21 protein-coding genes and 1 pseudogene are annotated in these 26,918 nt (G+C 37.9%); 8 read left to right on the forward strand and 14 right to left on the reverse strand.

What is annotated here, in order from left to right:
- The first annotated feature begins 14 nt into the window (after window positions 1-14).
- The 6 genes from CLV96_RS14630 to CLV96_RS14655 are packed head-to-tail and all read left to right on the forward strand — an operon-like array spanning window position 15 to window position 5,925.
- On the forward strand, window positions 15-1,058 hold the full coding sequence (locus CLV96_RS14630) for a glycosyltransferase family 4 protein (protein ID WP_040917527.1): 1,044 nt from the start codon (window positions 15-17) through the stop codon (window positions 1,056-1,058).
- A complete protein-coding gene (locus CLV96_RS14635; RefSeq protein WP_004788134.1) occupies window positions 1,055-1,642 on the forward strand; it encodes an LIMLP_18675 family protein in 588 nt (195 codons plus the stop codon). The genes CLV96_RS14630 and CLV96_RS14635 overlap by 4 nt, the downstream gene beginning before the upstream one ends.
- A 15-nt stretch (window positions 1,643-1,657) precedes the next feature.
- A complete protein-coding gene (locus CLV96_RS14640) occupies window positions 1,658-2,944 on the forward strand; it encodes a hypothetical protein (RefSeq protein WP_004788265.1) in 1,287 nt (428 codons plus the stop codon).
- A gap of 11 nt (window positions 2,945-2,955) precedes the next feature.
- The gene (locus tag CLV96_RS14645) at window positions 2,956-4,452 is read left to right on the forward strand and encodes an MBOAT family O-acyltransferase (RefSeq protein WP_004787895.1); all 1,497 of its coding nucleotides are present in this window, start codon (window positions 2,956-2,958) and stop codon (window positions 4,450-4,452) included.
- 2 nt (window positions 4,453-4,454) lie between these two features.
- Complete coding sequence (locus CLV96_RS14650; RefSeq protein ID WP_004787853.1) at window positions 4,455-5,600, forward strand: hypothetical protein; 1,146 nt, start codon at window positions 4,455-4,457, stop codon at window positions 5,598-5,600.
- Window positions 5,587-5,925, forward strand: coding sequence for a nucleotide pyrophosphohydrolase (locus CLV96_RS14655; protein ID WP_004788152.1), 339 nt, complete (start codon window positions 5,587-5,589; stop codon window positions 5,923-5,925). Before CLV96_RS14650 ends, CLV96_RS14655 begins: the two co-directional genes overlap by 14 nt.
- Here the strand turns inward: CLV96_RS14655 and CLV96_RS14660 are convergent.
- Genes CLV96_RS14660 through CLV96_RS14685 form a run of 6 tightly spaced genes read right to left on the reverse strand, consistent with a single transcriptional unit; the run spans window position 5,922 to window position 14,618 of the window.
- Complete coding sequence (locus CLV96_RS14660) at window positions 5,922-6,638, reverse strand: hypothetical protein (protein ID WP_004788053.1); 717 nt, start codon at window positions 6,636-6,638, stop codon at window positions 5,922-5,924. The genes CLV96_RS14655 and CLV96_RS14660 overlap by 4 nt on opposite strands.
- A gap of 7 nt (window positions 6,639-6,645) precedes the next feature.
- The gene (locus tag CLV96_RS14665) at window positions 6,646-8,400 is read right to left on the reverse strand and encodes a Kelch repeat-containing protein (protein ID WP_004788246.1); all 1,755 of its coding nucleotides are present in this window, start codon (window positions 8,398-8,400) and stop codon (window positions 6,646-6,648) included.
- Entirely contained in the window at window positions 8,393-10,246 is a 1,854-nt protein-coding gene (locus tag CLV96_RS14670; protein ID WP_004787840.1) for a Kelch repeat-containing protein, read from the reverse strand. Before CLV96_RS14670 ends, CLV96_RS14665 begins: the two co-directional genes overlap by 8 nt.
- Entirely contained in the window at window positions 10,233-11,747 is a 1,515-nt protein-coding gene (locus CLV96_RS14675; RefSeq protein WP_004788268.1) for a Kelch repeat-containing protein, read from the reverse strand. Before CLV96_RS14675 ends, CLV96_RS14670 begins: the two co-directional genes overlap by 14 nt.
- Window positions 11,731-13,032 carry a caspase family protein gene (locus CLV96_RS14680; protein WP_004788231.1) on the reverse strand — a complete coding sequence of 434 codons (1,302 nt, stop codon included), beginning with the start codon at window positions 13,030-13,032 and terminating at the stop codon, window positions 11,731-11,733. The genes CLV96_RS14675 and CLV96_RS14680 overlap by 17 nt, the downstream gene beginning before the upstream one ends.
- Before the next feature lie 5 nt (window positions 13,033-13,037).
- Window positions 13,038-14,618: a methyl-accepting chemotaxis protein gene (locus CLV96_RS14685; protein WP_004788006.1), complete on the reverse strand. Its 1,581-nt coding sequence runs from the start codon at window positions 14,616-14,618 to the stop codon at window positions 13,038-13,040.
- A 107-nt stretch (window positions 14,619-14,725) separates the two neighbouring features.
- Here CLV96_RS14685 and CLV96_RS14690 point away from each other — a divergent pair, with 107 nt between their 5' ends.
- The gene (locus CLV96_RS14690; protein WP_004788088.1) at window positions 14,726-15,463 is read left to right on the forward strand and encodes a pirin family protein; all 738 of its coding nucleotides are present in this window, start codon (window positions 14,726-14,728) and stop codon (window positions 15,461-15,463) included.
- A gap of 133 nt (window positions 15,464-15,596) precedes the next feature.
- Window positions 15,597-17,279: a S41 family peptidase gene (locus CLV96_RS14695; RefSeq protein ID WP_004788029.1), complete on the forward strand. Its 1,683-nt coding sequence runs from the start codon at window positions 15,597-15,599 to the stop codon at window positions 17,277-17,279.
- A 53-nt stretch (window positions 17,280-17,332) separates the two neighbouring features.
- Here CLV96_RS14695 and omp85 read toward each other — a convergent pair whose 3' ends face one another.
- The 8 genes and pseudogenes from omp85 to CLV96_RS14730 all read right to left on the reverse strand — a co-directional run bounded on the left by omp85 (window position 17,333) and on the right by CLV96_RS14730 (window position 26,556).
- A complete protein-coding gene (gene omp85 / locus CLV96_RS20020; RefSeq protein WP_420813704.1) occupies window positions 17,333-18,100 on the reverse strand; it encodes an Omp85 family outer membrane protein in 768 nt (255 codons plus the stop codon).
- Window positions 18,101-18,534: 434 nt separating this feature from the next.
- Window positions 18,535-18,759, reverse strand: a pseudogene (locus tag CLV96_RS20155) (DUF5982 domain-containing protein); the annotation flags it as partial.
- Window positions 18,760-18,765: 6 nt separating this feature from the next.
- The gene (gene pyk, locus CLV96_RS14705) at window positions 18,766-20,199 is read right to left on the reverse strand and encodes a pyruvate kinase (protein ID WP_004787965.1); all 1,434 of its coding nucleotides are present in this window, start codon (window positions 20,197-20,199) and stop codon (window positions 18,766-18,768) included.
- Window positions 20,200-20,203: 4 nt separating this feature from the next.
- Window positions 20,204-22,207, reverse strand: coding sequence for a hypothetical protein (locus CLV96_RS14710; protein ID WP_004788230.1), 2,004 nt, complete (start codon window positions 22,205-22,207; stop codon window positions 20,204-20,206).
- Window positions 22,208-22,223: 16 nt separating this feature from the next.
- Window positions 22,224-23,273: an aspartate-semialdehyde dehydrogenase gene (gene asd, locus CLV96_RS14715; protein WP_004787849.1), complete on the reverse strand. Its 1,050-nt coding sequence runs from the start codon at window positions 23,271-23,273 to the stop codon at window positions 22,224-22,226.
- Between the two features lie 37 nt (window positions 23,274-23,310).
- On the reverse strand, window positions 23,311-24,831 hold the full coding sequence (locus CLV96_RS14720) for a hypothetical protein (protein WP_004787958.1): 1,521 nt from the start codon (window positions 24,829-24,831) through the stop codon (window positions 23,311-23,313).
- 8 nt (window positions 24,832-24,839) lie between these two features.
- Complete coding sequence (locus tag CLV96_RS14725) at window positions 24,840-26,123, reverse strand: MBOAT family O-acyltransferase (protein WP_276325653.1); 1,284 nt, start codon at window positions 26,121-26,123, stop codon at window positions 24,840-24,842.
- A gap of 217 nt (window positions 26,124-26,340) precedes the next feature.
- Window positions 26,341-26,556 carry a hypothetical protein gene (locus tag CLV96_RS14730; protein ID WP_040917529.1) on the reverse strand — a complete coding sequence of 72 codons (216 nt, stop codon included), beginning with the start codon at window positions 26,554-26,556 and terminating at the stop codon, window positions 26,341-26,343.
- Window positions 26,557-26,918 lie beyond the last annotated feature (362 nt).

The raw sequence follows: 26,918 nt of genomic DNA on the forward strand, positions 1-26,918 counted from the left end.
CTCTTGCGTATGGAATGACGGGGAATTCAAGATACTTGGCAGAAGTATTAAAAATCATTCTTCCAAAACATAAAGAAAAAGAATTCTTTTTATATACGAACAAACCCATTCATCCTGTTTTTCGAGATTTATTAGGCCCCAATACAAAAGAAGTATTGGAACCTAAAAAAATCCCAGGGCCGATTTATTTGAATTTTATCCTTCCGAAACGTTTAAAAAAGGATGGAATTGAAGTCTTTTGGGGTACCATTCAAATGTTACCGTTTCGGAAACTACCTATCCCAAGTTATGTGAATTACCATGATCTAAACTTTGTTTCAGCTCCAGAGACAATGGCCAAATGGAATTATATACAACATAAACTTCTTTCTCCCATCACCATGAGAAATGCGGACAAAATCTTTTGTTTGTCTAAAAACACAAAAGAAGAAATTACCGCTTTCAATCCAACCTACGAAAAAAAATGTTTAGTTGTTTATCCGGGTGTATCCAAGCAGAAAATTGGAAAAATAAAAACAAATTTTCCTAAAGATTTTTTTCTAACGGTAGGAACCTTAGAACCAAGAAAAAATATCAACCGACTGGTAGATGCATTTTTAGAATTCAAAAAGAAACATCCAAAAGATAAAAATTTTTTACTCATTCTCGGCAGAAAGGGATGGGGTGAAGAGGGTGAGTTATTATACCAAAAACTAAGTGAACCAGAAATTCAAAAACGAGGAATTCAGTTTTTGGAAAAACCTGATGACTCCACTTTGGCTATAGCATTTAAACAATGTAAGGCGTTTTTCTTTCCTTCTTTACACGAAGGTTTTGGATTGCCTCTTTTGGAAGCTATGTTAGAGGACAAACGATGTGTTGCTTCTGATATTCCCGTTTTTAAAGAGATATTATCTGAAAAATGTGATCTGTTTGTTCCACCAAAACAAACAGAGATTTGGGCCCATGCCTTTGAACTAATGTCAGGGCCTAAAAAAGTGCGGTCTCCAAAATTTCCTGTCAAACAATGGACATGGGAAGAAACAGCGAAAAAAATAGAAGAGGTAATTTTTTTATGAAATTTGTACACAAGTGGCTATCCAAATGGAGAGAAATCCAAAGCAAAAAAGAAACGGCTTACTTTGGAACTTCCTTATATGATGAACTAACGATAAACCCTCTCCCTTCCCTTTTGTTGATCACTGCGGTCGTTTTGTTTTTTGTTTATAGCCTCCCTTACGCATTTTATTTAGGTAAGTTTTTTTTCTGGTTCGTTGGAGTGTTAGAAATCACAAAAGTTTTAAAAATTCCATTTCTGGACGAACTACGATATTATCATTATTTATCCGCTTTTGTATATTTTTACATAGCCACTTCTCTCCTAATAGACGTTAGTCGTCTTTTAAACAAATGGAACAAAAGAACTGTTTTTGTAAAAAATGAAATTTGGCAAATCCAAAGATATAGATTCGGGAAAAAACTTATCAAAATCAACTTTGAACCCAATCAAATACAATTGGGATATGAACATGGTGGGCTAAGCGATTTCCTTGGCTGCAATCGTATGGTTTGGGAAAAGGACGGAAACATCCTACTCACTACACCATTCTTTTTCCCTTACAAAAAAAATAAAATCATCGTGAACCGAGTTTTAAATCGTTAAACTGGAATTTAATTCTTGAAAAAGTTATTCATTCTACTCTTATTACTTTTCCTTTTTTTATTTCATCTTAGATACCTGTCTCGGGCCTTCGACTGGGATTCTTGTGTTTACGCACTCAATATCCAGAAGGACCGAGTGGAATCTTCATTTTTTAACCCACACCATTTGGGTTTTGAATCATCAGGTTTACTCTACTGGAAAATGCTTCGTTCCATATACCCAACCACGGACATCATGTTCTTTTTAAGGTTGCGTATTCTTAGTTTTTCTTTATTTTTTTTAGGACTCTTTATTTGGGTTTATTACAAACTATACAAAGATTTATTACTTGGAATCATCCTTGCCCTTGTCATCCAAGTTAGCCAAGCATTTTGGTTCTATAGTTTGCATAACGACACGCCACTCATTCATTCCTGCTTAATGGCGCTTTTATTTTTATATTCAGTTTATTATCTCAGAGAAGGATTAAAAACAAAACATCTCATTATTCTATGGCTCATCCAACTATTTAGCATTTACTTCCACCAATCGAATGTCATTCACTTTGGAATGGTACCTATGGCAGTATTTCTTTCACCAAACCGAAGTTTTGGTAAAAAACTTAGAATTATCTTTCTTTATCTGACTTGTCTAGGGTTGGCAACGATTCTATCCTATTTGTTTGTTGGTTTCATCATTTTAAAACGTGGACTTGGGCCTATCGATGAAAAACATTTTTCCTTTTGGATGTTCCTCTATGCAGCCATCAATCGCTGGGGGACAAGTCTTGGAGAAGAAAAAAATTATGTTCTCTACTTCTATCGAGGGATAGGAGATGCCTTCCTCGTATTCCAGAACGTCATTCCCAAATTTCGCGTGAACCTATTTGACTTCCAAAATCCCAAACATCTCCCCTACAATTTAAATCTTTTATTCTGGATTTTTAGTTTGTGTCTGGGAATTTTGAATTTCCGTACTATGTGGGCCCGATACAAACAAGAACTATTGGTGATGTTGTTTTGGATCATTCCATCCATCGGATTTTACACATGGTGGGAAGGTTATTTTTTTGAATTTTGGGTAGGAACTACAATCGCACTTTGGATCCTTAACTCCTATACCTTACAATCCCTTTCCATACCTAGCTTGCCAAGATTTTCTAAGGCCCTACTTCATACCGTCTATCTTGTTTTATTTCTATTTTACTTCAGTACAAATTTTACATTTTCGACTCTTCCTAGATCCATTGGTCCAAAATTTGGATATACTGAAGGAATCCAAGGACCCGTTGAGAAGTTAGCCGAAGAATCAATTTATCGCTAGGAACCAAACAAATGTTATTTAACTCTTTTGAATTTTTAGTTTTCTTTTTTGTAACGATCATTGTAGGAAACATTTTAAAAAACCGCTGGCAAAAACTCTTTTTTTTACTTACCAGTTATTACTTCTATATGGCCTGGCAACCTTCTTCCATTTCCTGCTCAGGAATGGCAACAGAAGGATTTAAGTTTTACACTGATAGGCTCTATTGTGATTTTAAAATCAACCCTTATGTATTTATTTTAATTTTTTCAACTATCATCGACTACTTTGCAGCAAGACTGATTGAAAAAAAACAAGATGGTGATAGCGCAAGAGGATGGTTGCTTGTATTATCCCTTGTGGTGAACATTGGGACACTTGGTTTTTTCAAATACACCGATTTTTTACTCGGAGTGATCAATGACATCCATCTATTGGGTTCTTATCAATTTCCTAAACAAAACATCATCCTTCCTGTAGGAATTTCTTTTTATACCTTCCAATCAATGAGTTATACCATTGATGTTTACAATCGTAAAATCGAAGCAAGAAAGTCGTTTTTAGACTTTGCACTTTATGTTGCATTTTTTCCGCAACTCGTTGCAGGTCCCATTGTCCGTGCGGAAACTTTCTTTCGCGACTTAGACTTTCGGCTAGCGGTTTACAAAGAAAACATTGATGCTGCTTTTGCTCTAATCTTAATTGGTTTCACAAGAAAAATTGTTTTTGCTGACAATCTAGCACGAGTTGTCGATTCAACTTTTGCAAATTACCAAAACTTAAACTCTATTGAAATATGGACTGGAGCTTTGGCTTTTGGTTGGCAAATCTATTTTGACTTTGCCGGTTATACTGATATCGCAATAGGAGTGGCAAGATTATTCGGATTCCAATTTAATCCGAACTTCAACTTCCCAATGTCTTGTCGAAACATTGCAGACCATTGGTCCAGATGGCATATCTCTTTTTCAACTTGGATTAGAGACTATATCTACATTCCGTTAGGCGGATCGAGAGTGAGCGTCATTATGTATATTCGGAACATCATGATTACCTGGTTGTTTGCCGGATTATGGCATGGTGCGGCTTACCACTACGTCGGGTGGGGAATATGGCAAGGAACAATGTTACTTTCACATAAATTCTACGGAGATACGAAAGTTGCAAAATTTTTGAACAACAGAGGAGGAATGGTTTATGACCTTTTTGCTCGTATCTTCACTATGTTCTGCTTGGCATTTGGTTTTATCATGTTTCGAGCAGAGACAATGGAAAAGGCCATTCCAATGATGAAAGCACTAGTTTTTTTGAATGAATCTGTTGCCCCTCTCGCTCGTTGGTCAAATTACCGATTCGGAATTTTATTGGTTATTTGTTTTACTGCTAGTTATGTTTTCTCAAAAAGACAAATCCCTACCCTTCTCACTGGAAGTTGGTTAAAATACACAATCTTTGTTATTGTCAACGTGTTACTACTATTACTTTTTGGAGTTACTGAAAGTCAGAACTTTCTCTACTTTCAATTTTAATTATGAGCTTACTAAAAGAAACCATTTCCTTTTTTACCGATAAAAAGATTCTTTTATCCTTATTTATTTTATTAGCATTGGAATGTATTCTTCAAGCAGGCTTTTATAAACCATTTTTAAAGAAAAATTCCTATGCCTCCAATATCAACCGCGTAACAGAGCACGTAGTATCGAAAAGAGAAGTGTTAGATCCTGACATTCTTATCGTGGGGACTTCAGTTGCATTTGAAGGGATTAGCATTCGACTTCTTAATGAAGAACTTCAAAAGTCTGGATGGAAAACGCAATCCATTGCTGTTCGTGGATCAGAGTTGGTTGTCCAACACCGAATTTTGGAAGAATACTTAGATAAATTCCCAAATGTAAAAATCATCCTTCACGTGATGGAACCAGGGATGCCTTGGGTTGATAGAAAATACATTGTAGATCCCACAATGGCAATGTTATCTGAACTTGGAAATTTCAAAGCACTCCCAACGGTTCTAAATTTTGAATACGATCTCACCTTTTCAAATTATTTATTTCTCATTTTCAAATCTGTCGCTTATCGCAAAGATCTATCTGATTTTGTAATTAACTTTAACGAAAGACTAAAAGCGATCTCGAGAAGAAATAAAAATCCTAACTTGAATGCTTGGGATTATGAAAACGACCATCCTGAATCCATTGACGAATACCAATTAAAAAGTGTGGACGACTGTTTGAATCGATTGGCACTCCATCTTCCTCTTGAAATTCCTAAGGCTTCAAACCCTGACCACAGACGAATGTTGTTTGAAACTTGTGGGATTGCAAGTGTAGTCCCCCAAGATTCAAATGCAACGGAAGATACAAAAAGATATTTTAGACGATTAAAGAAAATGTATGACTATATCTCAAATCGGGACATACATATCATCAATGTCTTTGCTCCATACTCCGACGTAATCAGAAAAGTAAACAATGAAGGTCGAATGAAAGTTTGGCAAAACGGCCTTTCAGAAGCATTGGCACCTCATCAATCTTTGGATGAAATGGATCTCCAAGATTCTCTAGGTGAAACAAATGGGAAATACTGTTTTGACTTGATCCACTTAAACGAAGCTGGCATGAAAGAGTTCACCAAAATTCTTGCTAAAGAATTGGAGAAAAAAATTGGGAAACGATGAACTAACTTTAAACCAATTACAATCGGAAGTAAACGAATGGATTCAAACAATTGGTGTAAGATATTTTTCTGAACTTACGAACTTAGCAATTCTAATGGAAGAAGTTGGGGAATTGTCCAGGCTTATGGCAAGAAAGTTTGGAGACCAGTCCTTCAAATCTGGTGAATCAACAGATACCATACCAAATGAAATAGGCGATATCTTATTTGTCTTAACTTGTTTGGCAAACCAAATGGGGATCTCACTCCAAGATGCGATCCAAACCACCATAAAGAAAAACACAAAACGCGACTTGAATCGCCACAAAAATAATCCAAAACTTTAACCATTGGCTTCAATTGGAATTCCAGCCTCCCTTCGAATTGCATTCCAGTAAGCAGAGAGATGAGCAGGATGCGAATTCATATCAGAAATACAATAGTCAAACTTAGTTCTAAAAATTGGATTTCTTTCTAAAACTGATTCATATTGTGGATATTCGAAATACATTTTCCGAAAAAATTGTTTTTGTCCTTCAAAATCGTAATCTTTACGAAAAAACATATAAGCATGTGCCAAATCATGCAAAAGGTGCTCAAATGCATCCCGTTTACCTTCAACCAAACTTCCGTTAACCGCATCTTCCCAACTAATTGTTGAATAACGGTAACCTAAACTTTGCGATTCTAACATTTCAAGTGAACTTGGATTGTAATTGATTAGACGAATATCCCATTCACCAATATGCCACTTCCAAAGTGCAAATCGTACGGTATCAGGCATTCCATAAAACCGAACCACCTCCAAAAATTCTTTGGATTCGTTGCGATTCGGCAATGGTTTACCCATCCTTAAAAAGGGATGTCGTCTGACCCTTCGCTCTAAATACAATAACACTAGTTGAAATGCAAGTAAACTACCGGAGATATGACCTGATTCCCAATCCCTCTTTAACGAAAGTAAGTTAGAACTAATAAGCTCTGCTTCTTTTTTTAATTCTAGTTCAGGAATACAAATTTTTTTAAAAGATCCGTAAATGCGGCCGTTATCATGTGGCATATAAACTTCAGTTAGATAGACCGTAATAATCTGTTTCTAAATTTGCGATACCTCCAGTTTCTCCACCAAGAAAGAACAAAGTACCATCAGAAAATTTGACACCGGCATGTTTTGAAACACTATGCTTGGCCATACCCATATCGAAAAAGTTATTACTCTTTGCATAATCAAGTTTTTCTATAACTCGACTTGGTTCACTTGTGAGGTAACGATAGGCACCACCATAAAATAGAATCCCACCATCTGGTAATTCTGATGCAATGCTCCACTCTCTACGAAATTTCGAATTTGCAACTGTAAATATTTGATTTCGAGAATAATCGTATAACATAGTTGAGTTGTTTAAATTTGATAACTGTGCTCCATATATCAGCACATTCCCATCTATTAGTTTCATACACTTCAAAGCACCGACCGGAACAGGTAACGTTGGCCCCCAGGAAAATGTTTGTGTGTTTGGGTCAAAGAATTCAGTTGTGTCTTTTGGAGCAAATATCCCATCGGTTCCACCAATCACAAATACACGACCATCATCAAGTAAAACAGAACAAGAAAATGATCTTGCTGTCATCATTCTGTTGGTTACCTCTGTGAAGATTCCAGTAGCTGGATCATAAATTTCTGCTGTATTCAAAGATGTATAGTAAGCCGGCGTAACCGGAACAAAGTCTCGAATCCCTCCTAGAATGATTACTTTTCCATCTTGGAGTTTGACTATGTTATGTAAATGCCTAGGCCCATTCATATTACCTGTAGGCGTGATTGTTGTAGCTTCAGTATCAAATATATAACTTGAAGTGAGGGCATAGGCATTTGCTAGTTGAATGCCTCCAGTAATCAGAAGGTTCTTTCCATCCAACATAACACCACGTTCACCACGGGCAATCGCTGGCAAACTAGGATTCGTTAGTGTAAAACTAGAAGATCCTTTTCGAAGAATTTCTGCCGTAGACGATCCTCCATAAATAGCAATCACATCTTCGTTTGCGTTCTGAAAAGCATCAAACTCAAATCTGCCAAAGTGTAATTTAGGGCCTGAGACAAGACCAATGAATTGGACTGTCAAACTATTTGAAACTACATTGGAGGCATTGTCTTTTGAATTCAAAAATTGCAAAGTCAAAGATCCGGGGTCATTGGAAGAAAAATTAGTTTCAAAGTACACTCGATACGTAGTTTCATTAATTTTTTGTACAGACCTAAGGACAACCGACGAAGCAAGAGGGCCACTCAGTATGGGCGGACCGAAATGTTCCAAAGGTTCTGAACTAACAAAATCCCAATACCTAGGTGAAAAAAATGTATAATCAGTGATTGGAATGTATCCAACCAAAGAAACAGTGGGAACTTTGGTATCAATGATTATTGAAAGTTTATCATCCTCTAAGGTTTCACCTGAGTTAGAAACAACACCTGACAAAACTAGCTCATACTGACCGTCATTTGTTAGTGGATCAAACTTCACAAAAAGCCGATCCCTATCTATCTTAGTAAAACTGATATTCGAAAAAACACTTTGGTTTGCTTCTGCAAGATAAACCGTATCTAGATTTGCAAGTTCTCGATTACATTGCAACAAAACCTGATCGACACTACCGAGAGACTTAGCATAAGAACTATCTGAACAACTAAAAGGTGTTGCATATAAAAAAGCACTTAAAAAGAGACCACTCGTGGATTTTGGATCATATATATTTTGATACTCTGCCGGAAACATACAACCAACAGAAAAAAGAAACGAAAAGACAAACAACTTATTCAAAGCTGTATTCCTCCGTATTCCCAAGAATATCACCGATCCGACCACCGAGAATCATTCCTCCGCCTGTTGACGAATAACGGATTTCACATCCTTCCCAACGAGCATTCAGAGATCGACTCGTCATATAAAAACGATTGATTGATTCGGACCAAGACTCTGTATCATGGATGGAGTCAAATGTAGAACCATTTACAGTACGATATTCCAAACCACCTGCTACGATGAGTTGGTCCTTGCCGTATGGGAAAACAAAGGAAGACCCCCACTCCCTTCCAAATAGAAGATTTTTATGGTCTCGAATTGTATCATTCGCAGGGTTATAAATTTGCGCCCGAAGGACAGGTTGGCTTGTATCAAATCTTGAATTGATTCCACCTAGAATTAAAATTTCACCATTTACCAACCCATGTACAAAATGATTAAATCTTTTATATAGTTTTGCAGACGAATTCGTTAATGTTTTTGAATTGATATCGTATAAGGCGATAGAATCCAAAGCATATGCGTTAAAATCATTTGGCATTGGCCCCGTTACATCGGAACGTTCACCACCAAAAATCACCACCTTACCGGAGGCATGCGACAATATTTGTGCATGTTTCCCGCGAGAATCCGCTAAATTTCCAATGGTTTCAACAGTCATGGTGGCCGGATGATTCGTGATGTGAACTAATTCAACCATCGCGACAGATTGAAATGGTTTAAATGGACTGAGTCCACCAACAACTAAAACATCTCCATTGGGGAGCACTGTCATCTTATGTAACTGGCGAGGAGTTGTTAATGATGGCCCTTCTGTCCAAACATTGGTTACTGGGTCATAAATTTCTGTCGAAGATAAACTTCCATTCGATGGGTCACCAACCTTACCACCAAACCCACCTGATACGAACAATCTACCATCCTGTAATTTGACAACATCGAATTCTTGTCGACGATAGACCATGTCAGACGCTGGTAAAAATTGTTTAGAAACCGAATTATAAAACTCAGAATGACTGAGTGTCCCATTTCCGTTGATCAAAACATCTTTTTTCGCCCTTCCGCCCAAAACAAGCCTTCGTCCATCATCCAACTCAATTCCAACACAAGACCTTCTCGCCACTCCTAAATTGGGCCCACTTTTAAACGCAAAGACATTGACAGGAACCATGACGGTACCTTGCGAATTGGCAGCCTTATCGTTAACGCCGCTAAAGGAAATTGTAAGGATTCCTCCATTCGAATTTGGGTCACCGGCAAACAACAAACGAATATTACGTTCCGATACAATGACATCCGATACAACGAGAGTGTTTTTTGCAGTTCCTGATAAATTAACTTGAGAAAGTTTTCCTTCCCAAACAATCTCTTCATTAGAAACGATATCCAAAAAACCAGACTGTAATTCGGAGATATCGATTCCATTTCCAGTGCGGAGTTCAAGAACCGGTGGTTGAGAATCTATTTCGAATTCAAAGTTTTCTGGATTCACCAACAGTGATTCGTTTAAATAATAGTCTTTTAAATTAATACTGAACTTACCAGATGTGATTCCTGGCTTCATTCGAACTTCATATAAGTATCTGCTGCGGGGAATCACTTGTGAAATGGGATTGATTCCGACACCGGAAATTGGCAAACGCAAACCATCTACCTTCGCAGTAAAATCATGGTTTGTAGAAATATAAATAATCCCACCAGGCTGTACACGATTGGTTGAAAATTCCATGTTGACTACAGATTCTGCACCTAACAAAAACAAACCTAAGTTTGTTGGTGAATTTGGATCAAAAGCATTTTTGCCCGAACTCAGTTGGCAAGAAACCAAAAATGGGAAAAGTAGTATAAACTTAATCTTTCCCATACAACTCAACCCTTGTATCTGACAAAGCAGAATCTCCAAATATGATGATGCCTCTACTTGTTTGGATTGCCGAATGTTCTGAACGAGCATACATCATCGTATCTATAACAAAGTTTTTCTTTTCTATATGATCATAAAGTTCCAATATACCAGATTTATAATATGTATCAACACCACCCGTATAAATAACTTGTGAATTTGAAAACGTTGTGATGGAACTACCGTTTTTCATTCTGCTTGTAAATCCGTTGGTTTGGCTAACAGAACTAGTCTCACTCCAAGACTCAATACTCCGTGAGCCAACTCCACCGCCCATTATACCACCCAAAACCAATCGGTCGTTTCCTGGCAGAATCAGACTCGTCACGTTAGATCTAGCCGTCGAAAAAACAGCAGGCAAAGTGCTTAGAACTTGGGAATTCAAATCTAACGTGTAAATAGAATTCAAATAAATTGCGTATGGATCGATACGATCTTTGCCTCCAAAAAATAGAACCCGATTTTTGAATGAATCATATTCAGCGAAATGAAATATTGTATTCATTGGGAAGTTAGCCGAAGAATTCAATAAGGTTGTATTCCCATTTTGAATGGAAACATACTCATGATCATTAGTGATCGCATTTTGATCCGTCCCTACTTGGAACTGACCACCAGAGACCAACAAATCACCGTTATTCAAACATACCATCGAATGGCCATACCTCCGCTTCTGCATCGAAAAAGGAAGTTCTTCCACTGTTTGATTTGTTTCGTTGATTTTATAAATTTTATTGCTGAATTGAGAATTATTCGTTGCCGGACCTGCAATTGTTTTCCCACCGGAAACATAAACAGTTCCATCAGGATTGGAACAAATAGCCATCCCCATCAAACTTTGATTTAGAGAAGGTAACAAAGTGGTTGTCCCTGTTTCAGGATTCAAAATTTCAACAGTTGCCAAAGTATTCCCAGAAACAGAAACTCCTCCAACCAATAAAATTTTGCCATTTAACAAACGATTTGTTGTAATTTGACCTTTTGCTTCTGAAATATTTCCGATATAACGTGGATAAGGAAATTTGAATTCCAACGTTCTACCGTTAAATGCATATTCTGTAAGTGATTCAGGTTTTTGAATGGATAAACTGATAGGTTCTCTCCATTCAGACCGAGAGGAAACTGAAAACAACACTCGCACCTTTGAATCAGATAAAGGGAAAACATCTCTTAGTACTAAGTCATCTTTATAATTTTCAGATACATAAAAGTGTTTTTTATTAAAATGAGATGAAACTGGCTTATCTAAATCTAAATCCAAAATTTCCGTTTTTATAAACGATGGATAGTCATTTGGTTGGTATCTGGTGGTGATTTGTATCCCATCTTGAAATACCAAAGAAGATAAAACAGCAACAGAGCCACCGGAAAGTGTCGTCGGATCAAAAAGATTTTGGGATTTGTTTTGAATCTTACATTGAAATATTGATAAGATGAAAACTAATTTAAAAATGCATCGCATATCCTAACTTCCCAACCCGATCAATTCCCATGTAACCTTGGTTTTCCCAATTGAAATCAAGCCATACACCTGACTTTTCCTTAGGATTGGGCCCTAAGAGATAAAAATCAAACACATTTGCCGACCAGAGGAATAGAAGTACTGTTAATGCCTGGGATAAATTAGCCCTCGACGATTCCATCCTTTGCCTGTAAGGGTCAATTAAGTAATAATTGAGAGCCACTGTTTCTGCTATGCGAGGGTTCGGTGGAATTCCAACTGCGGATTCGTAGTTTGCTTTGTCCTGCCTATAGGTATTGTACTGATATCCTGCATACAAAACCCCTAAAGCAAAGATGGACATGTAAATTCTTCCCTTCTCTTCCTGACCTCGAACATACTGTCCCCAACCAGGGACCAGAAAGGAACGAAATGCATAAGTAGGATTGTACGGGTTGAATAGAGGGGCATCAGTTAAAGATGTCTCAGGATTGACGGCATATGTTAGAATGGTATCTTCCGATTTTTCAGCATATTCCTTAGTATAAGGTTTTTGTAATTTCTGATTGGTTTTGGACCATTCTTTCAGTGATGAAATTACATAGTTTGCCAATTCAGAATAAGATACCTCTCCGTTGTAATTGGAATCCGCTCTTCCTTCCAATCCATAAATGAGATACTTTGTAAAAATTCCATACCCTGATTTTGGATCTTCGAAACTAGAATAACCGACTTTTGTGGAATAAAAAACAGAAACAATTTCTGAATCGCGGAAACTAACAGCCTCTAAATATTTTTTTCCTTCTTCCCCTTTCCCATCTTCCGGATTACGACAGGCATCAATAAAAAAAACAACTCTTTTCAGCTTATACTTGCGAGTCATTTCGAGAAGTTGTTCAACGGCAATGCCTGACTCAAACGGATTTGTCGGATTTGCATCTTCCGGAAGTAAATACACTTTATCGTTGTAGTCTACAACTCCATGGCCCGAAAAATAAAAGATAAACAAATCATCCGGATTTGTTTCACTCAATAGAGTTTCAAAGTTTGTTAGAATATTGTATTTTGTCGGGGTAGAATTAACGGAACCTTCCTGAACTAAAGTTTGGATGCGGTTATAAGATCCATAACTAAATAAAATTTTAGTTATTCCCAAGGCATCGTTTTTTGCAGTTTTAAGGTCACCTAAAGTCAAATTCCGATATTCACTGACTCCCACTACAAACCCAAATCGTTTTGGTAAGACCTCGGCAACGGTTATAGTAGGAGTAGTCAAAAATAAGAATATTAGAATTTTTGATTTCATCAATATTACTGTTCGACAGCTAAATCTGCGGCTTGTTTTTCCAAACTTAAAGTGTTTTCGCCAACTTTTCTAGCATTTATCACAACTTCCCTATTGATTTCTTCCATTTTTTGAACAACAGCGATCATCTGGTCTTTATCTCGATTTAATACTTTTGATTCTGAATCCAACTCTCGTGAAATTGATTCGATTAAATCTAATGACTTCAAAACCTCGTTATTGATGTCCTTTTGAGAATTGATTTTATTTGTTGCCGTTCGGATCACTCCGCTCAAAAGCTCATATTTGGATTGGAGTGTTTCTGTTTGTTTCAGGGATACAGAAGCAAGTTCAGTCCCTTCTTGAATAAACCGATTGGAATTGGTAATGATTTTTTTAATTTTAGTGGCGTTTTCATTCGAATTTTCCGCTAATTTTGCGACTTCTTGCGCAACAACGGCAAATCCCCTCCCATGTTCTCCTGCTCTTGCAGCTTCAATCGATGCGTTCAAAGCAAGTAAGTTTGTACGATCGGCAATTTCTGCCATAATATCGTTTACTTCGCTCACTTCTTTTTGGGATTCATTTACCGATCGAAGTCTTTCTTCTAAGTTCTGAACGGTCTCGGAAAGCACATTACTCCTGTCCTGAAAGTCGCTCATATTAGAGTTCAACTCTTCAACAACTGTTCCAATTTCTGAAATGCTCAGTTTTAACGTATCCGATTTATGGTTTAACAAGGTAATTTGGTTATGTTGTTTTCCAATGTTGTCTACAGAAGACTGAATACTTTCCGAAAAGGAAGAAACAAAATCTGTTAACTCATGAATCGATTTATCTTGTGATTCAATTTGAAAATTAAAATCCGTAGTGATTTCACGAATTGATTTTAGAGTTTTAAATAGTTCGGAACCAATTTTGACCAAATCACGATTCAGGTCATCAGCTGTGGCTCTTTCCAACTCCGCAATTTTTTGTCTTTCTTCCGATTCATTTTTGATTTCGTTTAACAGATTAAGGACCGCAGAAGTTAAATATCCGAAACAAATCAAAAATAAAATCTTAAAAACTTCATTTGAAATACCAATTGTATCTTTTTGACTTTGAAATCCTTCAGTTTCTTTGAATTGAACCCCTTGTCCATAACCAATTACAAGAATTAAGATCAAACAAAAAGCTGAATAGAAAGTACTCATGAGGAGAGTTCGTTTCGAAAACAAAAACGCCGAATACACTACATAAAAATAATATAACACATAAAGTGTTGGAGACTTAATTAAATCGGCAGCGACTCCACTCCCGCCAAGTAACCCTGAAGCTGTTACAGCAAACAGAACCGTAATGTCCATAAGGATCAAAACCTTAGGAAAGAATGCATTTAACTTTTCCTTCTTAAATAAATAAGCCTGGAGGCCCCCATACAAAAACATACAAGAGATCCCCACTAAGTAACTTGTTGTTTGTAATGTAGTGGAGGTTTTATAAGAGCCAAGAGTGGCGATGATATAGAATCCAGCCAAAAGAAACCTGACTCGATTCACATACACAGGACCCAATTCCACCCAGTTCTTTTTTGTTTTTATAGATTCTAAACTAGTTCTCGACATAGGATGATGATCGGGAAACGAAAGCGAATGGGAAGTGATTTTCTTTTTTTACTGTCTGAAAACAAAAGTCTGTTGACAAAATATAGTTTAATATCAAACTATTCAATATGGAAACAATAAAACCAAACAACAACTCCTTAGGAAAAAAAATCCATCCCGCAAAAGAACGTGGGCATGTTAATTTCGGTTGGTTGGATAGCCATCACTCCTTTAGCTTTGGCCATTGGTACAATCCCGAAAAAACTAACTTTGGAGCTCTCCGTGTACTCAATGATGACATAGTAGAACCAAGCATGGGGTTTGGCACACACCCTCATCAAAATATGGAAATCGTTTCGATCCCTCTCTTTGGAGAGTTGGCACATAAGGATAGTACAGGTACGAATGGTATCATCCGTACGGGAGACGTCCAAATCATGTCTGCAGGTTCAGGAATCCAACATTCGGAATTCAATCATAGTAGCGAAAAGAAGGTAAATTTTTTGCAAATTTGGATCCTTCCAAAAGTGGGAGGGATCGAACCAAGGTATGCACAAAAAACGTTTTCGGAGGCTGGCCGAGTGAATCGATTCCAAACGGTTGTTTCTCCCATTGATGAAGAAGCTGTTTGGATCAACCAAGATGCTTATTTTTCTTTGGCAACACTTGATCCAGGAAAAGAACTCTCTTATTCCGTACATGCACCAGATCAAGGGATCTTCACGTTTCTCATCAATGGCAAATTAAAAGTAGAGGATACAATACTCGAACGCAGAGACGCCGTTGGGTATTGGGGGAAAGAAAATTACAAATTTCAGGCGGAAGTGAAATCGGAAATACTTGTAATTGAAGTTCCGATGAAATGAAAAATTTTTTACCGAATCGATTGCTTTAAATCGATTCGGGCCTGCTTCTTCCATTGACAGCCCGATCTAACTTTGTTGTAATCGTAAGGTTCCTACGAACGGAACACTTTTACAAAACAAGGATTTAACCTGAATGAAACTAGATTTCAATAACTCCCGAATTAGAATTTTAAATCAAATTTCACTTTTATCATTCATATTATTCTGCCAAAGCCCAAAGCCAATCCCATTATCTGAAAAACTCCCAGTTGAAGTGGAAAAAACATATCAACATTCGAAACGAATCTCTGCGATTAAAAAACAGATGGCATTAAGTTATATCTACCCAAAAGATTTAAATAATCCCAAAGCATTTCAAAGAGCTGCTGTATTCGCGACAGAATCCTTCGAGAACCATATTCTATTACCGGAATCTTTTTATCTCAAGTACAAAGACTCAATTCAAGGAAAAATCGTTCAGAATGGAAAATTATCCAGCCTGGTAATCATTCAAAACCCAAACTTAGAAAATAAAGTAATGTTATCTGATTCGGTTGCATCACAACTTGAGGAAGAATTCACAAAGATAACTTTTACACAAGATCTCTTGGAATCAGTATTGCAGGTTTTATACTCAGAAAATACAAATGATACTAATTGGCAGAATATTTTATATGCGGCATCGGAAGGCTACGTTTCTTCATTTTTAGGTTCTAGTATAATAAAACTTGAGAAATACGAAGACATTTTACAACCAAAAACAAATATATCGATTGATATCCCATTAAGAGAGACAAATTCAAAAAGAAAAATCATAACACCTTTGCAAGAATCTTCTTTTTTGAAAAAAATCGGCCTACAAAATGATGATGAATTACTAGCGATCAATGGAAAACCTGTTCGTTATTTATCCATTCAAACAATCAACCATTTGCTTAATGGTAAGATTGGTTCTACAATCAGAGTAGATGTTGAGCGAAATCAAAAGTATAGTTTCGAAATTCTTTTAAAGGAAAACAAACCGACAGAACAAAAAATGGTAGAAGGTCAAATCTGGACGGGGAAATATAACTTCGTTTACATTAAAGTATTTGGATTTCTTAGGGATAATCAATCCAATGCCACTAATTTGATTAAGGAATATTATTCGACCTTAACGGAAGATGCAAAAAATAAAAATATCATGATCCATGGTTTCATTTTAGACCTTCGCAATAATTCAGGAGGTTATTTAGACCAAATCATTGAATGTATGAGGATGTTTGTTCCAAATGGACTATTGCTCACTACACAAACCTCTAAAGCACCAACAAATATGGTTTATGCTACTCAATCAACGATTACGGATTTACCATTGGTCGTTCTGATTAATGGGAATACCGGGTCAGGTTCTGAATTGATTGCAGGTGTAATCCAACACTATCGTCGAGGACTTATACTTGGTTCTAGATCTATAGGCCAGGGGCTTGTACACACTTTGAACAAAGTTTCTGGCGAAGACAGTTTACTCATCAAAATAACATCTAGCTTTTTGTACCTCCCTAATGGCAAAAAGTTCCACGAATCAGGGATTACACCTGACTTGTGGGTTTCAGATCAAAAAGAAGTGGATCCTAACTTTTTAGATGTTAAGAATAATATACAGGCCGATTCAGCGGCAGAATCTAAAGAAAAAAATCCGAAATTGGATATCTCATCTATCAACAAATGGATGGAACAAAATGGCACAGCCAGTCAAAAAATCAAATCCGAGAAAGATAAAAATCACCTTCCAGATTTTCAATTGTATCGCGCTCTCGATTTTTTTTCAGGTTATCTAGCCACTCAAGAAAAATGAATACGCACCACTGATTTTTAGAAAATAACTTCAGCTAAATTCTATAGAAATATCTAAAATGTATGACCAATGTCCACATAAAACAATTGGTCTTCTCTAGAATAAGCATAGTCAAATAGGATTACGGTTGCTTGGTTCCAAATCAGTCGTAGTCCCACCCCACGCGCATGTTTATAATCAAGTGTGTTTACGTCCCTGAGTTTATCCCAAACTCGGCCCACATCGTAAAATGGAACAATGCTCAATTGGAAAAACTGATCCCAAAGCGAAAAACTTCCCACTCTATATCTAAGTTCCAAATTATAAAACCCTATGACAGGTCCAAAAAACCGTTCTTGTCTATACCCACGAAGCGTATTCTGTCCACCTAGAGCACCAAACGGACCATCAATAGAAAAAAGATAACGATATTCAAAAAACGGGACTTCTCCCTCAATTTTGGTGAGTGCTACACGTTGTGCGATCACAAACTCTTCAAAGAGTTTCGGGAAGGGTTGGTAAAAGTTCTTAGCCTGTGCAAAGTGTCTTATATAATTAAAATCTGATCCAATCGTTCTTTCTGCTTTATTAATATTGTATTCAATGAGCCAACCCCTATCGGGATCTGGCTCATAATCTCTGGTATCGTAAGCGATGCCCGCACGTACATAGTTTAAGTTCCCACCATTCACACCGATGATTTTTCCTGAACTTGCATCCTCAGTGAGTTTTGAACTATCTTCAATGGCAGGTACTCGCAGATTCGTAAGGGGCTCTCTACCTTCAGTGGATGTTCCATCATACCGCCTAACAGTATTTTTTGAAAACTCAACTCCCCCCAAACTCTGAAAACTTGGAAAATTGTTTTGTCTGCGGCAAATTGTCCATATGTCGTATCAAATTGATAATCATGATAATGCTGATTGGAAGTAAATTCCTTCCCTGGACCACGATTGCGGGTATATGAATTAGCATTTTCAAAGTCGGAGTATGTAGCATTGCGAGTGATTCGACTTCCATCCACATTTCTATCTTTAAAATAAAGTGGCTCTAAACTTTCAGTTCCCACACCAAAATATTGATTATAGAAACTTGCATCATGCCCTACATAAGCTCTCAAACGAAATGCAGTATCTGCAAAATAAGGAGCATCCCATGCTAGATAATTATTTTGAGTTCCACGATTGGTTCTGTAAATTCCCACGTTGAACATATGTTCGTAGGGGGTGTATTTAAAAGAAGAATCAGCTTTGGTTCCGTTATAAAAAATATTGGCTAAGATCCCAAGACCTGAGCCATTGACTGCATCATTCCCAAACAAAGGAAGACCAGTAGCATACCAGCCCTCTTTTTTGTTGGCCAGTTCCTTCTCGTCTAACTTCTTAAATTCACCAAGCCATTCCGGTACATCTGACTTTCTTTCTTCTGCATCGATTCCCCAAGGAATGGAGATCCCTATTGATAAAGATACCAACAAGGAAATCAGATTCCGGTAGTGCATGAGAAATTATTTTACTTCGCGGACTTGGATGGTTTCGACTCGCTCTTCACCAGCAATAATATCGGAAAGTATGACTACTTTTTCTCCCATTTGGAGGTATCCATTGTTCACAAGAGTTTGGATGGCAAGTTTGATTGTTTTTTCTGGATCAGAAGAAAAATCCACACGATATGGAATGACCCCTCTTGTTAACCAAAGTTTTCGTCTAACTGACGTCATATTTGTAAATGCATGGACAATTGGATATTTTGGGTGAAAAGATGCCAAATTATTGGCCGTGATACCCCGACGAGTGATGGCAATGATGGCATGTGCCTGCATGGAATCAGCCAAATTTGCGGCCGAACGCGCCATCTCCTCTTTTTGGTCTTTCGGTTTTCTTTGGGCAGCGAGACCTAAGTTGATCGACATCTCCATACGACGGGCAATTTTATCCAACATTTCAACACATCTAACAGGAAATTTCCCCATAGCGGTTTCACCGGATAACATAATCGCATCGGCTTCTTCATACACAGCATTGGCAACATCGGTCACTTCCGCTCTAGTAGGAGATGCATTTTGAATCATAGATTCCAATAAGTGAGTCGCAACGATCACTCGTTTGCCTTCTTCTTGACAACGTTTGATGATCCTCCTTTGGACAATCGGAAGTTCTTCGATTTCGATCTCAACACCCAAATCTCCTCGAGCTACCATAATCCCATCAGACTCACGAATGATGGCATCTAGATTTTTTAAACCTTCTTGGTCTTCAATTTTTGCAATGATTTGTGCATGGTGATTTTTTTCATCAATGATCCCTCGCAGTTGGATCACGTCTTCTGGAGTACGGACAAAAGACAAGGCCACAAAATCAATATCCTCTTCCAAACCGAAAAGAATATCTTTTAAGTCTTTGGGAGTGATAGAAGGTAAATTGACTCGGATCCCTGGCAAATTGATATGTTTTCTAGATCCGAGTTTCCCGCCATCTAACACTGTACAAACGAGCTCGTTCTCGCGAATCTCTTGCACAGCTAAGTTAATGAGCCCGTTGTCAACAGTTACTTTATCACCAACTTTCAAATCTTTTACAATATCACGATAATTCACAAAAACACTTTGTGCTTCTGCTTCCATTCCCGGAATGATATGAAATGTAAAGGTTTCCCCAACTTTTAAGTGGAGATCGTTCTGGACATCGCCAGTTCGAATTTCCGGCCCTTGTGTATCAAGGAGGATAGAAATTGGTTGTTTATGTAATTCATCTTTATTTAAAGACTTAATAATACGAATGATCTTTCTATGAAACTCATGATCTCCATGACTCATATTAATTCGTGCAATGTTCATCCCAGCCAAAGCTAAACTTCGGATCATTTCTTTGGAGGCAGTCGCAGGACCAATGGTGCAAACGATTTTTGTTTTTCGAGCTCTTAGTTGTTCAATAGCAGGCATAATTTTAAGGTTTCAACCGGGGTAAGATTCTATTCAGAAAGTCTAATTGCGATTCCGCAATGTCAAATTTCTCTTGGTTTGGAAATTTTTCGCTTCGTTGGCGGTCACTTTCGGCAGTCACTTTGTCCAAAAGTTTTTTGCCATGTCTTTTTAGATACCCAGTCGATACAAGAATCGGCCAAGGGAATTTTTCCCTTTGGTTTCGAATCGGGAAACTATAGATTTCTTTTCCGCCAAATTTCTTTAAGAAAAAGATCAAATTTTCTTCTGTAAACTTTCCATTTAATTTAGAAAGTACATACTCGCGATCTGGATACACTCCAAACTCCCAAGCCTCATCTAGAATACGAATGATGGATTCAATGGACTCTTTCCATTTTTTTTCTTCTTCCGGACTTCCTTGTTTTACCGATTCACCAGAATCTTCTTCTCCGCCGTTAAAGGCAGAAGTCGAAGCTGCAACCTGCTGTGACTGTTTGGATTTTTTTTCAGCATCTTTCTCAGCTTCTTCTCGCTCTCTCAAACGAGCCTTTACTAAACGTTCTTTCTCTTGAGATATCTTTTTGGCTTTTTGACTCGCCAAATCCTTGTTTAATTGTTGTTGCAAACGTGCTTTGATGGGTGGAATTTCAAATTTATGAACCGTCATGCTACCCATGATCATTCGCCAAATCCTTGTAAAAAATGGGAGGAATTGAAATAGGCTTTGTGCCTCAATTTCTTCCAACAATCGTTTTGGGCTTTCATCATTCAAATGAAGAGTCACATTCATTTGATTTAAAACTCGGATTTCTAAATCAGAATGTTTGATTTGAAAAGTTCTTTTTGCCGACTCAATGGCCTGGGGGATACAGGATTTGTGCAAGATAAATTCGTTATAAATCTTATTATCCGCATACTCAGTATATAAAAGTTCTGGCTGTGAGAGAAGTGCTGCTCGAAATTCATCTGTTAATGGTTCACCGCTAACGCGAAGCAAATTAACCTCAACAATTCGCCCAGCCTCAGCAAGAAAAGCCATCAAATCATCGACTTGTTGTTTGCGTTTTTGTTTTTCTTCTCTTTCTTTATCTTTTTCAATAATCTCATTTAACACCAAACACTCTTCAATCAGAGTTTTTTGGTCTCCATAAGAATCATTCATGTATCCTTTAATTTCTGTTAAAAGGTTACGAGGAGAACTCCATGAATCTTCGGTTACCTCTCCCATAACTCCTAAATTCTTTAAAGCAGGATAAATGGTATTTTTCGTATAATCAATATAACCCTCATAACGATCCGCAATCTCGGATGGTTTGTTATACAGAAAAACACTTTTGTTTGCAGGTCTCGAAGCGGCATCATTTCGGAAAAAAAACAAAATCTTATCATCCACCAATTGTTTCAAAATTGGTTTCAAATGGATGATGATCGTAGTATCCTTTTGCACTTTTGTTTTATCATAGGGGCACTGAAATAAGTTTCCAATTTCAGTAGATGCATAGGTATCAAACAAACGGTTGGAATCAACAGCCGCCTTAATTACTTTCCGCATTTTTTCTTTCCCTACGTACTTTCTTTTTTCATTGAACCATCCTTTAATGGCCGCAGTAGAAAGTTCATTAAGTCCCAATGCATAACGAAAAGCAGTTCCTCCATCCGAAGTAGTAGGCCTTGCAAATACGGTGTTGTGTTTGAGAAAGGTCTTCGGATTTTCAGGGTCCCCTGGCTCATTTGGGTGAAATTCCAAAACATTTAATTTTCTAATGATTGCAGGATTCTGTTTGTAGCTGAGATCGATCACATAGTTTTCTGTTCGATCACGATCAATAGAACTATCTCGTTCGATTTGCTCTACATTAGGCAGAACTTTGTTTTGTAAAAACTTGTCAGTCCACTCAAAGATCACCAATAGAACTTTATAAATTCCTTTGTAGGAAAAGTCCCCCCGTGAATCCATAGCCTGTACTTTTTGCAGACAGGCAGTGTAATCCATTACTTTTAATTCCGGGAGGTTGGGATCTAACATTTACGTAGTAAATTCCTTAGTTAAAAAATCCTTTTTTGTACAATAACTCTGCATTCAAAATGGCAGCTCCAGCAGCACCTCGAATCGTGTTATGCGAAAGTACTACCCATTTCCAATCCAAAATTGGATCTTCCCTTAGCCTTCCGACAACAGTTGTCATCCCTTTGCCAGTCTCTAAATCCAGACGAGGTTGTGGCCGATCATTTTCTTCGCGATAGAGAATAGCCGGGTTTGGTGCAAACGGCAATCCCAATTTCTGCGGTTCCCCTTGAAAATCGGCCCAAACCTTAAGAATCTCTTCTTTTTTTGGTTTTTTATCAAAAGAAACAGAAACACAAACGGTATGGCCATCAAAAACCGGAACACGGTTACAATGGGCAGAAATTTTGAAATCTGCTGGTTTGATGATTCCCGCCTCAACAGTTCCCAAACATTTTTGCGGTTCCACTTCTGCTTTATCTTCTTCTCCACCAATATAAGGAACCACATTCCCAAGAATGTCCATGGTTGGAACCCCAGGATATCCCGCACCCGAAATGGCCTGCATTGAGAATAACATAACAGACTTTAAACCAAAAGTATCCATAAGCGGTTTTAATGAGATAGTGACTCCCATAATGGTACAATTGGAATTAGTAATGATTTTTCCTTTGGTCTTTTGGAACTGTAGAACATCCAGATGATGTGCATTCACTTCCGCAGAAAGAATCGGGACATTCGGATCCATTCTATGGTTCTTCGAATTGGAAAGAACCATAACTCCTGCTTCTGCATAAGCAGTTTCTACTTCTCCCGCAATGGATGCATCCAGACCACTGAACACAAGTTGCACGCCCTTGGTCACTTCAGGATTTGGTAACGTAATGATAATGTCTTTTGCATAAGCAGGGATATCGGATGAAATCTTCCAACGAGATTTCATTACCTCACCATAAGTTTGGCCGGCACTTTTCTCAGAAGCTGCCAAATGAGTCACCGTAAAATAAGGGTGATTCTCCAAAAGTTGAATGAATCTTTGACCGACGGAACCTGTTGCTCCCAGGACTCCAACTTTGATTTTTTCCATAAAATTCCTTAACTAATTGTAAGGATTGAAAAACATCCTATTTCGGAAAGAGATTTCCAATTCTTTTAGCATAAATCGGATTCATTTGTTCCATTCCGACATAAGTAAAGTGATGGAAGTCGGAGAACCCTTGCATGGGCAAACTTCGGTGGATGTCCCAATAATAAACAGAACCACCTTCTAAAGATTGTAAATAACGGAGGTGATCCCTGTACCATTCCGAATCCTCATACCACTCAAGGGATATAGGATTTTCAGGATTGTTGATGAGGAGAAAAGGGACATTTCGATCTCGAAAATGGTCTGTAATTTTTTTGAGATACCGAAAGTGGAAATACGGTCGAAAAGATTCCTCACGAATCCTTTCTTTTGCCAATTTTAAGGCAACAAGGTATCCGATCCCTGGTCTTTTTTCCAAACCTTCAAGCAACCGGTATTGAAAATATTTGCGGTATTCTTCATCTTTCATCCCCAAATAGCGAAAGTCTTCTGTTCTTGGCTCCCTTTCGTATTGGATCCCCGACTTTGCTTCCTCAAGTCCAAAGGTCTGTTCCAACCGAACCCCCATAGGATCAAAATGGTAATCCAAATAAGCACCCGTCGCTTGGCTGGCAAACCACACTCGCTCTAACTTTACAGTGACTAACTTTTTCTCTTGGAAAAATTGAGGATCTAAATAAAGCCTGACCCAACCTTCTCGGGTGAGGGTAATTTCTTGGTGAGTGGTTCCGTTTGATATTTCCATCAGGCAAGGTTTTCCTTTCAAAAGAAATTGTGTCACCTCTACCCAAAATCCTTTCTGTTTGATTTTTTCGGTTGGGAAAAAACTAAATTTCTGTCCTGTCCAACCCAGTCCGTTGATTCCTTCCGGGATCCTGGCACCGGCGTAGGCATGATAACTCGTGTTGCGTCCAAAACGATGTTGGATTAAATTCTGCAAATTTTGTAGGTAAATATCTTTGTAACGATAGAAAGAAAACCCAGAGGAAACAACATATCTTGACCAGGTATCCCAATCCATCGAAGCCCCAACTTCTTTTATCGTCTCCAAAGGAAAAACCCACAAGGACTGGGGTGCCTCTCCAAAGGTGAGGGCATCTCTAATAACAGCCGACTCGTCTACTGAATCATTTCTACCCTCAGGGAATATAACGTAGGTTCGGTGAAGTCGGTAATCGATAAAATTGACTGGGTAAACAACAAGATCCGGCTCCAATGGATCAAGCCAACTGAGGAGTAAATATACGTATAAGGGACTATTCCCAGCATAGGCTAAATAAAAAACATCCACATCCAACGCAAAGTCACGTAAAAGCGAATCCTTTAACTTTTGAGAATCAATTGAATAATAGGCAACGGAGCTACCGACAACAATGATTCTTTTTTTTGTTTTTGGGAGATTTCTGATTCTCTCATATTCATATAAAAAATTGAAAAAATGGTTCGTGTTCCATGGAGATTCATTGGGTAACAAAAACTGAATTTTTTTAAAAAACAAAAAATCACACCCAAAAAGTGAAACAAAAAAGAGGCATATTAGAAGTATCCGCTGTTTCATATCACTTCCTAAAAAACAAAATACACAAATGGTTTGCTATCTGCAGAAAACAAAACTATCAAAATGAGAGAAATCGAAGCCAAAACCCCAAAAAATACCGTTTTTCCTAAGGAATTTTCCCATTTTTTAAATCCACCTAACAATTGCTTATTGTCCCTAAAGTATATACTTCCCCAAATATGACCAATGACTATGACTAAAAAACAATAAAGAAAATTCATTTCATAAGTATAAGGCAGCGAAAAACCCCCTTTTTCTGAAAAAAGGCCCTGTAGGTAGCACAGAGCCGAAGTGAAATCGGCACTCCGGAAAAAAACCCAAAGTAAACTAACAAATATAAAAGTTCCGAAAATTCGAATGGGTCGGAGCCATGGGAAGGTTCTGCCTACGAAGTACTGAGAGCACCACCTTTCAATGATCAGTAAAATTCCGTGACAGGACCCCCAAATCACAAAGTTCCAAGATGCTCCATGCCAAAGACCACCAATGGCCATCACCAAAAAAAGATTTCTATATGTGAAGAGAGCCCCGATACGATTTCCACCTAAGGAAAAGTAGATATATTTTTTAAGCCACTGGGAAAGAGAAATATGCCAACGGGTCCAGAATTCAGAAAACCCAGATGCAAGATAGGGCATCCGGAAATTTTCAGGCAGTCGAAACCCAAAGAAAAGTGCCGTGCCCTGGGCAATGTCGGTATAACCAGAAAAATCGCAATAGATCTGCATTGAATAAGCAAACATTCCCACCCACAAGGACTTAGTAGAAACTTCTTGTGGCCGCAAAAAAACAAAGTCAGAAGTCTCTCCGAGATGGTCAGCCAATACCATCTTTTTGAATAGTCCCAGCAGGATCAAAAATAAGGAAAAAAAGAGGGGGATTCGAAAAAAGGATAGTGGCCTACGAATTTGCGGCAAAAAAGATTTTGCGGTCACGATGGGCCCTGCCACTAACTGCGGGAAAAAAGAAAGAAAGAGCAAATAGGAGAAAATTTTTCGTTCGGCTTTCAACTCGCGGTTGTATACATCAATCACGTAGGAAACGGATTGGAAGGTATAAAACGAAATGCCCACAGGGAGCAGCCACTGTCCCCAAAAGTCTCCCGAGCTAAACGGATTTGCAAATAAATATGCCCAATTTTCAGCAATAAACTGACCATATTTAAAAAAGAAAAGAATCCCCAAACTATTGCCTAGAGAAAGTAAAAGCAGAACAGTGCGAACATGGCCTGATTTGAATCGATCAAGGCCTCGTGCAACCCAAAAATCAAATACGGCAACCCAAACCAGCAAAAGAAAATAAAATGGATTCCAAAAGCAGTAGAATAAAGAGCTAATAAAAACCAAATAAATGATTAATATTAATCGACTAATTACATAAAAACACGCATTTCTTCGGCCCAATCTAACCAAAATAAACCGGAGAACCCACCAAACAAGCAGAGAACAGACTAAAAATAAGCAAAATAAGGAAGAATTAAAAAGCATGAATATGCCTGTATTTAATCATTTATACATTATACTTGCACTTGACTCCACAATTTGGACAGGTGCAGGTCACTTCTGCCTTTACACGCCTTCCTTGTGCTCCCTCCACCTTTCCAACTGCCACAAAATCAAACACGACTCCCTCGGGAACAAAGTGCCCAGACCCGTATTTCGCCGTTCCTTCAATCAAATTGGAACAAGCGTGACATTTTACTCTTAACCGAATCGTTTCCGCCATATAAAAAAGAACAGTGGGTGCCTCGAGCAAGGGTGGCAACCACTATTCCAGAATCTGCCAAATTTACATACGCATGCATTTTTGATACACATGTCAAATTGTCATGCTTTTGGTGGATTTCCACCCTCTTCGTCTTTTGGATTTACTTTTTAGCCGTTAAAGATTTTGCCCCGCGCCCATTGAGTTTTCTCCTCCATTTTCCCCATAAAAGCCGAATTTTGGGCAGATACGCTCTGGTTTTGCCAATTTCTCAACCGAACCTAGTCCCTGGCAGGTATCAGAGCGGCATGAAGGGCCCCCTATGCCTCCTTAAGAGAAAATCATGGAGAAACGACAATTTCCAAGAGAATTCTCTAAATTTG

The sequence above is a fragment of the Leptospira meyeri genome, assembly GCF_004368965.1.
GTDB classification, from domain to species: domain Bacteria; phylum Spirochaetota; class Leptospiria; order Leptospirales; family Leptospiraceae; genus Leptospira_A; species Leptospira_A meyeri.